We start from the raw sequence: 779 nt of genomic DNA, 5'->3' as shown, positions 1-779 counted from the left end.
GCGGCGGCGACGCTGGTGGAGGACGCGCTGTCCGCGATCGCCGCCGACCTCGTGCGCCGCGGCGTGCGGCGGCTGGTGGTGGCGGGCGGCGAGACGTCGGGGGCGGTGGTGTCGCGATTGGGGATCAGGCAGCTGCGGATCGGCGACGAGATCGATCCGGGCGTCCCGTGGACCGCGACCGAGGCGGCGGCGGGCACCGGACAGGTGGCGATGCACCTGGCGCTGAAGTCGGGCAATTTCGGCGGCGACGACTTCTTCCTGAAGGCGTTCGCGTAGGCGGCATCAACGCACGAGGGGCGATGCGTCCGCCTGCGTCTGACCGGCCCCGTGCGGCGGGCCGGTCAGAGCGCGCGGACGACCGGATCAGGTGATGTCCGGCGAGCCCATGTCCATGTCCATGTCCGTGTGATCGGTCACCGGCGGGGCGGACTCCGCCTTGCGGGTGCGGCGGGTGGTCTTGCGCACCGCCGCCTTGGCGACGGCCTTGCGCGGCGCCTTGGCAGCCGCCTTGCGCGTGCTGGCCGCGCGCGGGGCGGACTTGCGCGTGGTCGCCTTCCGCGTCGTCGCCTTGCGCGTGGTGGCCTTGCGCGTCGTCGCCTTTTTCGCGGTGGCCTTGCGGGTCGCCTTGGCGGGGGCCTTGCGCGTGGTCGCCGCCTTGCGCGTGCCGGCCTTCTTCGCGGTGGTCGCGCGGGCCGCCGTCTTGCGCGCGGTCTTGGCCGGCGCCTTCTTGGCGGTGGCGCGCTTCGCGGTGGTCTTCGCGGCGGCCTTGCGGGTGGTGG

At 74.5% G+C, this 779-nt stretch carries 2 protein-coding genes; one reads left to right on the top strand and one right to left on the bottom strand.

The genetic code is table 11. From position 1 onward, the window contains the following. The coding region (locus B8460_RS17515) for a nucleotide-binding domain containing protein (RefSeq protein WP_048862909.1) at positions 1-276 on the top strand (276 nt) is incomplete at its 5' end. An 87-nt stretch (positions 277-363) separates the two neighbouring features. On the opposite strand, the gene B8460_RS17510 is transcribed toward B8460_RS17515, so the two are convergent. Then, positions 364-779: hypothetical protein (locus tag B8460_RS17510; RefSeq protein WP_048862908.1), on the bottom strand; the 416-nt coding region annotated here is incomplete at its 5' end.

It is taken from the genome of Acidisphaera rubrifaciens HS-AP3 (genome assembly GCF_000964365.1).
GTDB classification, from domain to species: Bacteria; Pseudomonadota; Alphaproteobacteria; order Acetobacterales; family Acetobacteraceae; genus Acidisphaera; species Acidisphaera rubrifaciens.
The sequence above is the reverse complement of the archived record's forward strand: the minus strand, read 5'-3'. Positions and strand labels throughout refer to the sequence as shown.